General features: G+C 64.1%; 8 protein-coding genes. All 8 read right to left on the bottom strand.

The features are described 5' to 3' along the window. Window positions 1-168: 168 nt before the first annotated feature. Complete coding sequence (locus tag LH475_RS09700; RefSeq protein ID WP_196844567.1) at window positions 169-1,140, bottom strand: sugar ABC transporter substrate-binding protein; 972 nt, start codon at window positions 1,138-1,140, stop codon at window positions 169-171. A gap of 87 nt (window positions 1,141-1,227) precedes the next feature. Continuing rightward, complete coding sequence (locus LH475_RS09695) at window positions 1,228-2,127, bottom strand: TIM barrel protein (protein WP_196844568.1); 900 nt, start codon at window positions 2,125-2,127, stop codon at window positions 1,228-1,230. Beyond that, window positions 2,124-3,122, bottom strand: coding sequence for a Gfo/Idh/MocA family oxidoreductase (locus LH475_RS09690; protein ID WP_297413691.1), 999 nt, complete (start codon window positions 3,120-3,122; stop codon window positions 2,124-2,126). Before LH475_RS09690 ends, LH475_RS09695 begins: the two co-directional genes overlap by 4 nt. 125 nt (window positions 3,123-3,247) lie before the next feature. After that, window positions 3,248-5,134, bottom strand: coding sequence for a 3D-(3,5/4)-trihydroxycyclohexane-1,2-dione acylhydrolase (decyclizing) (gene iolD, locus LH475_RS09685; protein ID WP_297413689.1), 1,887 nt, complete (start codon window positions 5,132-5,134; stop codon window positions 3,248-3,250). Between the two features lie 49 nt (window positions 5,135-5,183). Continuing rightward, window positions 5,184-6,089 (bottom strand): 5-deoxy-glucuronate isomerase, encoded by a 906-nt coding sequence (gene iolB, locus LH475_RS09680; protein WP_297413687.1) that lies wholly within the window; start codon window positions 6,087-6,089, stop codon window positions 5,184-5,186. Beyond that, window positions 6,086-6,661 carry an aldehyde dehydrogenase family protein gene (locus tag LH475_RS09675; protein ID WP_297413685.1) on the bottom strand — a complete coding sequence of 192 codons (576 nt, stop codon included), beginning with the start codon at window positions 6,659-6,661 and terminating at the stop codon, window positions 6,086-6,088. The genes iolB and LH475_RS09675 overlap by 4 nt, the downstream gene beginning before the upstream one ends. Before the next feature lie 36 nt (window positions 6,662-6,697). Continuing rightward, complete coding sequence (locus LH475_RS09670; protein WP_196844572.1) at window positions 6,698-7,579, bottom strand: deoxyribose-phosphate aldolase; 882 nt, start codon at window positions 7,577-7,579, stop codon at window positions 6,698-6,700. Beyond that, a complete protein-coding gene (iolC, locus tag LH475_RS09665; RefSeq protein WP_196844573.1) occupies window positions 7,576-8,538 on the bottom strand; it encodes a 5-dehydro-2-deoxygluconokinase in 963 nt (320 codons plus the stop codon). The genes LH475_RS09670 and iolC overlap by 4 nt, the downstream gene beginning before the upstream one ends. Window positions 8,539-8,988: the final 450 nt, after the last annotated feature.

Here is an 8,988-nt window from a genome sequence, read left to right as displayed (position 1 = left end):
CCTGGTGCGCGCTGCTCCTGCCCGTGACGGGCCGCTGGGCCGACCCCCACAACAACATCAAAGGGGCGCGGCCGGCGCCCGCGGCGCCGACGTCGGGGCGGCGCAGCAGCGTGATAATCAGACCGGTCTGCTTGATCCGTTCATCGGTTACCGCGGGTGCGGTGAGGGTCATCGCGTTCCATTCTTCGCGAACTTCGCGACCTGCGCCGCGTTGTCCTTGGTGACAAAGCCGGGCCCGGAGTAGACCGGCATGCCGCCGCCAACGACGTCGCCGTTGCGCGCCTGCAGGGTGAGGAAGGTCACCGGCAGGTAGCCCTGGGAGTAGGGCTGCTGGTCAACGGCGAACAGGATTTTACCGTCAAGGATGAGCTGGGTGACGTCGGCGGACACATCAAAGGTAGCCAGTTTCGCGGAGCTCGCTGCCTCATCGATGGCCTGGCTGGCTGCCACGGCGATGCCCGGGTTAAGGGTGAGGACTCCGTCGATCGACGGGTCGGCCAGCAACTTGCTCTTGATGGTGTTCTGGGCGTCCGCAACGTTCGCGACGTCGACCTGAACGTTGCTCACCGCGCCACCCAGAGTATCGGCGGCGCCCTTGCACCGTTCCTCCAGCCCGGTGTTACCGGCCTCGTGGATGACACAGATGACGTTGCTGACACCGGCATTGGCGAGTTGATCGCCCGCGCCCTGGCCGGCAATGAACTCACTCTGACCGACGTGGGTCTGAGCTCCGAATTCCTTGGACTGGTCGAGGCCGGAGTTGATAGTGATGACCGGGATACCCGCAGCGACGGCCTTCTCGACCGCGTTCTTGACGCCGTCGGGGTTGGCCATCGAGACGATCAAACCGTCCGGATTCGTCGCGATTGCTGCGTCGATCAGCTGGCTCTGCTTGACCGGGTCACCATCGCCCTGGTACGTGACGGTGACGCCGAGGTCTGTGCCAGCCTGCTCCGCACCGCTCTTGACAACGTCCCAGAATGTGTCTCCCGGGGAGCCGTGGGTGACGACGGCGATCGTGACCTTGTCGCCGGATGCCGCAGCATCGGTACTGGCGGTGGTGTTCGTGGTGGCTGTGCAGCCGGTGAGGGCCAATGGCAGAACGACGAGCGCCGTCATCCAGCGAGATTTAAGCTTCATGAGTTGATCCTCCATTGGATACTGGTGAATGGTGCCGTGCTGTGTGGTGCAGGGAACTGCGGATGGTGCTGATTGTCGGGTAAAATCTTAGCCCGTCGCCAAACCGGCGATGAAGTCGATGCTGGTACGTACATCCGCGAGTGGGCCTTGGCCGACTGGAGGGTTCTCGGTCAGGATAGTGTCCTGCTCTAGAACGTAGTACCCCGCATAACCGGCGCTCTCAAGCGCGCGGACGATCTTCGCAATATCGATGTCGCCGGTCCCGAGGGGTGTGTACATGCCCAGGCGCACCGCGTTGGTGTAGCTCAGCTCCTTGCGCTGCACCTTCTCGGCCAGATCCCGGTGCACGTCTTTGAGGTGCACGTGGCTGATCCGAGCGGCGTTGGTACGGGCCAGTTCGACCGGGTCGGTACCTCCAATCAACAGGTGTCCGGTGTCGAGGCAGAGCCCAATGTAAGAGCCATTCAGCACGCGCTCGACATCGTCGCCCGATTCGATCATCGTTCCGACATGGGGGTGGATAGATGCCACCACGCCCCGCGCGGCTGCCGCCTGTACCAGGCGATCGAGGTTGGACAGGAGTGTGCCCCATTCCTGCTCGCTCAGGGTCGGCCTGGAGTCGTAGCCGATCCGGCCGGTGTCTGCCGAGAGAACGAGCCGGCTGGCCCCGGCCGCCACGAACGAGTCGAGTTCGGCTTCAATGACCGGCACGGGGTCGCTGCCGACGTCATGCAGCACAATCGGCACGAATCCACCGACGGCTTTGAGACCGGCATCGGATAAAGTCGCGGATTTTTCACTGGGACTGGCCGGAAGGAACCCCGCGGGGCCGAACTCGGTGGCCACGACGCCCAACTCACCCATCTCACCGAGAACACGCTCAGGCGCCAGTTGAAAACCCCAACCGGGAACCTCGCACACGCCCCAGGAAATCGGGGCGGCGGCGATGCGGCTCAGAAGATTTGCGGATGGCTCGGCCACGGTCACCGTTTGACTTCATCGAGGCGCACCGGGCGCCCCTCGGCGCGGGAAAGTTCGGCAGCCTCAGCGATATAGAGCGCTTCCAAGGCATCCCGAGGGATGCACGGGCTCACGGTCTCCCCGGCGGCCACGGTGACAAATCGGGCCAGCTCTGCCGCATAGGCGGGAGCGAACCGCTCCTGAAAGTTGGGCCACGCTGAACCGTTCGGAAAGCCGACGCCCTGCTCGGCGCTGGTCAGTGGCACGCGTTCGTCCAGTCCGACCGAACGGTTTCCCCGGCTTCCGGCCAGTTCCATCCGCACGTCGTAGCCTGCGCCGTTGTAACGCGAGCCCTGCACGGTGACCAGGGTTCCGTCATCGAGTGTGAGCAGAGCGGCGGATTCGTCGACGTCGCCGGCGTCACCGAAGAAGGACGCGCCTCGATTGGCTCCGGTCGCGAAGACCGTAGCGACTTCGCGACCGGTGACCCAGCGCAGAATGTCGAAGTCGTGGATGTGGCAGTCGCGGTAAATTCCACCGCTCATGGAGATGTACTCGGCCGGCGGCGGTGTCGGGTCGCAGGTCAGCATGTGCATCCGGCGCAGTTCGCCGATATCACCGTTCTGCAACGCTTTTTTAGCCTCGGTGTAGCCGGCGTCGAACCGGCGCTGGAACCCGATCTGAACGGGAACGTCGTGACGCTCGACCTCCTCGACGAGCGCGATGCTCGAGCTGAGGTTTTCAGCGAGCGGCTTCTCGCAGAATGTCGGGATGCCGGCGCGCACGGCCCGCACAATAAGCTCGGCGTGGGCCGAGGTCGGGGCGGCAATCACAATACCATCGGGTTTCGAGGCGAATGCCTCGTCGATCGTGGCGGACAGTGAGCCGACTGAAGCGGCCGCGGCCTGGGCGCGAGCCGGATCGAGATCTGCGATCAGCAGGTCGGTGACACCGGCCTGCGCTTTCAACGTTCCGACGTGAGAGAGCCCGATCCTGCCGGCACCCAGAACTACGAATCGCACTTTATTGCCTCCACATTGAGTTTGTTCTAATGTCCTAATGTTGTTGCTGTCGACCACGGTATACGGCTGTCAAGCAGAGGTCAAGATTTTGTCCTAACATACTTACAAATGTTTTTCGAGACGAGCTATGCCCCCAGATAGAGACGCTGATTGTCACGTTTGGCCACGTAGTCGATACGCGCTTGCGCGGTACTGCCCAGGGCCGATACCTCGGCCACCGGTACGTCCCACCAGCTCTCCGTATCGGGTGAAAATAGCAAGGGGTCACTGTTGATATGAATCAGAGTGGCGGTGGTGGATTCTTTCGCCGTGGCCACGGCCGTGGCCAGGTCGGCAATGGCGTTCACGCCAGGCTCCACCCTGATCACTGCTATCCCAAGACTCGCCGCGTTGGCCGCCAGGTCGATCGGCAGCGTCGCATCCGTTTCAAAGTTGTTGTGGGCTTTGTCCTGAAATCGATACTGCGTGCCATACCGTTGCGAGCCCACCGTATCGCTCAGGTGGCCGATGGAGGCGTAGCCGTGGTTTTGCACCAGCACGATGATGAACTTGAGACCCTCCGCCACGGCCGACACGATCTCGGTGTGCAGCATGAGGTAGGAGCCGTCTCCGACCATGACGATCGAGTCTCGGTCGGGGGCGGCGCGGCGTACGCCGATGCCTCCGGCGATCTCGTAGCCCATGCAGGAAAAGCCGTACTCTACGTGGTATCCGAGTTCGTCGCGCACCCGCCAGAGCTTGTGCAGGTCGCCGGGCAGCGAACCGGCCGCGCAGACGACGACGTCGCGCGGGTCTGAGGCCCGCTGCACGGCACCGATAATTTCCGATTGGGCCGGCAACGGTCGGCCGCTTGGCGCGATGGCTGCGTCGACGACCGCGTTCCACGCCGCCTTCTCCGAGCGGATGCGATCGGCGAAGTCGGCGTCGACAGTGTAGCGACCAAGGCCCGCGGTCAGGTCCAGGAGCGCTTCCCGGGCGTCGGCTACCACCGCGACGGCGGCGCCAAGCTTGATCGCGTCAAACGACGCCACGTTGATGTTGATGAAGCGCACGCCGGGGTGCTGGAAGGCAGTGCGACTGCCGGTCGTGAAGTCGCTGTACCGAGTGCCGATTCCGATGATGAGGTCGGCGTCACGGGCGATGCGGTTGGCGGCGGTCGTTCCGGTGGCGCCCACCGCGCCGAGACTCTGCGGGTGGTCCCAGGTCAGGGATCCGACGCCGGCCTGCGATGTACCCACGGGAATCCCGGTGGACTCGGCAAATGCGCGCAGAGCTGCGGCCGCGTCCGAGTAGATGACGCCGCCACCGGCCACGATCAGCGGGCGCTTGGCCTCCACGATGGCGCGCATGACCTGGTCGATGATTCCCCGATCCGGGCGGGGGCGACGGATCTGCCACTCGCGATCGGCGAGAAACTCCACGGGCACGTCGAGCGCCTGCGCCTGCACGTCTTCGGGAAGGCACAGCGTGACCGCGCCGGTTTCAACGGGGTCGGTGAGCACACGCAGGGCACCGAGGGCAGCCGCAAAGAGCTGTTCGGGGCGCTGCACCCGGTCGAAGAACCGAGACAGCGGTTTGAAGGCATCGTTCACGCTGATGCTAGCGTCGTGCGGCAGTTCCAACTGCTGCAGCACCGGGTCGGCCACCCGGGTGGCGAAGGTATCAGAGGGCAGCAGGAGCACGGGCAGTCGGTTGATCGTTGCAAGGGCAGCACCGGTGAGCATGTTGGTGGCACCGGGCCCCACCGAAGCGGTGCAGGCGAAAGTCGACCGACGCCGACGCATCCGTGCAAAAGCCACTGATTCGTGGACCATTGCTTGTTCGTTGCGGGCCTGATGATAGGGCATCAGGGTCGGATCCTCGACGGACAGCTGTTTCAGGGCCTGGCCGACGCCGGCGACGTTGCCGTGACCGAAGATGCCGAAGATGCCCGCGATGGTGCGCTCGCGCACGTCACCGTCAACCGTGTACTGGTGGGCGAGAAACTCGATGAGCGCCTGGCTGACTGTCATGCGTCGGGTGGTCACTGTCGTTGTGTCCTTTCGGTACTGCCGGAAAGAGCTAGGAAGTATAGGGAAGTCGGGAATCGATCTCCTGACCAGCCCACGTGTCTCGAATCCAGCCGTGCGCCGGGTCATCCCTGATTCGCCACGACCGGTCGGGATCGGGCCCGGCCATCACGTTGAGGTAGTAGAGGTCGTAGCCGGGGGCCGCGACGCACGGGCCGTGCCAGCCGAACGGCACGAGGGCGACGTCGCCGGTGTGCACCTCGGCCAGGATGTCGATGCTTCCGGCCTCAGAGGAGTATGTTCGCATGAAACCAAACGGGCTCGCCGTTTCCGGCCCGCTCTGGCCACGGGTGACGGCGGTCTCGAAGTAATAGATCTCCTCGAGGCTCGACTCTTTACCCGGCGTGTATTCGTCGTGCTTGTGCGGCGGATAACTCGACCAGTTCTCGGCCGGGGTGATGACCTCGCACACGATCAGCCGATCAGCCGCAAGACTGCCCGGGGTACCGAAGTTGTGCACCTGCCGGCTCGACCGGCCGGCACCGCGCAACTCGATCGGCACATCCGCCTTCGGAATGTATGCCACCGGATGGGCCGTGTCGGTCGGTGCCTCGGCCACCGCCACCCGGCCCGCGCCCGCGATCGAGAGCGCGGTGCCGGTGGGCAGGTACAGGGTGTCGGTGGGTCCGTGAAAAACGGATGCCCGCCCCGCAAGCGCCTGCACGCGCTTCGCGCTCTCGTTCGCAAGGGTGTAGCGCACCGTGAACGAACCGGCGAGCGGAATCACGATGCGCTCGCTGGCTTCTGCGGCGAGGAACACGGAGTCACCGGCAGCGAGGGCAGCGACACGAATCCCGGTGTATCGCCATGCGCTGATTGTCTGGTCGACGACGGATTCCCAGCCTTCACGCGCCAAGGAGCCTTGGGCGTAGAACCAGTCGGCGGATGGTGTCGTCATCGTTCAGCCGATCTGATTGCTTGAGCCATTTTGGGGGAAACCGAGGTTGATGCCGCCGCGAGGGCAAGCGGGAAAAACCACTTCGGTACCGTGGCCGGAAAGTTGAACGGGATGATCACGGCGACCACGCCGGGCGCCTGGCGGGTGGAGTACATGTCGACACCGATCAAGTCGTTCTCAGAGTAATCGACTTTGAGCAGGTGCGGGATGCCGCAAGAAAACTCCACAACCTCCTGGCCGCGAGAAACCTCACCGAGAGCGTCGGAGAGTACCTTGCCGCGCTCGCTCGTGATGATCTCGGCCATCTCCCCCTCGCGGGCATTCAGCAGCTCGCGAAGGCTGAACAGAATCTGTTGACGTTTGGCGATCGACTGGTCGCGCCGGGCGGGGAAGGCGGCCGTGGCGCTCGCAATGGCGGCCACGATCCCTGCCAGGTTGACGAGCGACACGTGTGTGCTGACCGTACCGAGTGCGGGGTCGTAGACCGGCGCGGTGCGACCGGAGAATCCCGCCTGTTCTTTTCCGTCGATCCAGTGCGCGACGAGGGCTGAATCCATTGCTGTCGCGGGCACGGTGATCTTCTTTCTGAACGAGAGTGGAAGAGAGGTTCAGGCGCCGTGCACGAGGGCTGCAGCGGTATCAATGGCCGCCTCAACATTGCCGTCGTGCGGGTAGAGCAGGCTGCGGCCCACGACGAGCCCGCGTACTCCGGGGAGTTCGAGGGCGTGGCGCCAGGATTGAACAGTTTGGGTCGGATCCCCAACCGGGTCACCGCCCAAGAGCAGGGTCGGCAACGTGGTGGCGGCCATAACGCGCTCCATGTCGGCAACAACCGGCAGCTTCAGCCAGGAGTAGGCGCTGGAATTGCCGAGACCCTCGGCGATGGCAATCGACAGGATCACTGCATCCGCTCTCAGGTCGTTCTTGACCCGCCCGTTGGCCCAGGTGGTCATGAACGGTTCCAACATAATCGGGAGGCCGGCCGCAGCAGCCTGGCTCACGGCCAGCGCCGTCGCCTCGAGGGTGGCGAGCGATCCGGCGTCCTCGAGGTTGATGCGCACGAGGTTTTTGGCGAAGTCCAGCCGGTCCCGTTTGATCCGGTCGACGTCGTAGGCCGTATAGCGGTCGTCCATCTCGAACGAGGAGCCCCAGAGTCCGCCGCGGTTCATCGACCCAACGACGATCTTGTCGTCGAGCAGTCCGAGCAGGGCGAGGTCGTCGATGATGTCGGGTGTCCCCAGAACGCCGTCCACGCCCGGGCGGGTGAGCGCGGTCGCGAGGCTTTCGAGCAGGTCGTAGCGGTTGGCCATGGCGTTGGCGTCGTTACGTACACCGAGGGCGCCGCGGGCGCGGTGGTCGGCGGCGACGATGAAGAGTCGACCGTCACCGCGGATCAGCTCCCGCCGGGTTCGGCCCGCGAGGATCTCGCCGATACGCTCCGGGTGGCTCGCGCGGGCATCGCGCAGCGCATCGAAGTCAAGCCCGGTCATGCGCTCACTCCGGCCAGAATGTGCTCGACCTCGCTCGTGGTGGGCATCGCCGTCGAGCATTCACGCCGGCTGGCCACAATGGCGCCAGCCACATTCGCAAATTGCAGGACGCGACGCAGCGGCCAGCCCTGCAGTAATCCGTAGCAGAGGGCCCCGCCGAAGCCGTCACCGGCGCCGAGCCCGTTCACGACGTCGACAAAGTACGGGGGCACCTCGACGGTTTCGGTGAGGGTCTTGGCCAGCACGCCCTTGGGACCCTGCTTGACGATGGCCAGTTCGACGCCCCGTTCCAGCAGTGCGTCGGCGGCGCGCGACGGTTCGGTCTCGCCGACGGCCATTTCGCACTCTTCCTTATTGCCGACGGCGACCGTGACGTGGCCAAGGGCGAGTGCCACCTGAGCGCTCGCCTCCTCGGGTGACGCCCAGAACATGGGGCGGTAGTCGAGGTCGAGAATGGTCAACGGGCGTCGGCCGCGTGCGTGCCATGCTGCGAAGTGTGCGGCTCTGCTGGGCTCTTCACTCAGTCCGGTCACGGTCGACCAGTAGATGCGGGCGTTCTCAATGGCCGTCAGGTTGAGCTCGTCGGCGTTGATGACCAGGTCGGGTGCTTTGGGCGATCGGTAGAAGTAGAGGGGAAAGTCGTCGGGCGCAAAGATTTCGCAGAACACGACGGGGGTGTTGAGGTTGGCCACCCCCGAGACAAATTCGTCGCTGACGCCGAGGCGCACGAGCTCCTGGTGCACGTAATTGCCGAAGGGATCGTTTCCGGTGCGGGTGATCACCGCGGACTTCAATCCGTGGCGCGCAGCGGCGACGGCAACGTTGGTGGCGCTGCCACCGAGGTACTTGCCGAACGTTCGGACGTCTTCGAGGCCGACACCAGCCTGCAGCGGGTAGATATCAACGCCGACGCGGCCTATGGTCAGCACATCGTGGGGGGTTCGCGGTGAGGTCGTCATACGTCGATGTACAACTTTCTGAACTAGGAGTGGTCGGCTTGTCGCCGTTCCCCCACAGTAGCGCCCTTTCCAGATAATGTTATGACATATGCACAACCAGTTTTTTCGGAGCCAGCGCGGCGCGGTGGGAACCGGGGAATCCGTCGAAAGAATACCCGTCGTTGTTCGACCAGCCGCCCAGCCGGTGAAGTCAGCCGAGGGTGACGACGCGTTCGGTAAGCGCAAGCGATCCTGGACTTCGCACACGGCTCATCCTTGCCCCTCGCTACCGTTGAGTAAAGAGCGTGAAGCGTTGTGCTTCTTTCCTTCACACGTTGCGTTCGGTGCGGATCAGATTCTGACGTTTCAGTTGAGCCACGGTCAACGCACCCACTTGCGATAACCACCGTGCGGTAAGCGTCTGCTGTCGACAGCATCACACGACGTCGAAGGGATTGCGCTAGTGCATCT

Origin of the sequence: Cryobacterium sp. (genome assembly GCF_026786305.1) — a bacterium.
In the GTDB taxonomy this organism is placed as follows: domain Bacteria; phylum Actinomycetota; class Actinomycetes; order Actinomycetales; family Microbacteriaceae; genus Cryobacterium.
The sequence above is the reverse complement of the archived record's forward strand: the minus strand, read 5'-3'. Positions and strand labels throughout refer to the sequence as shown.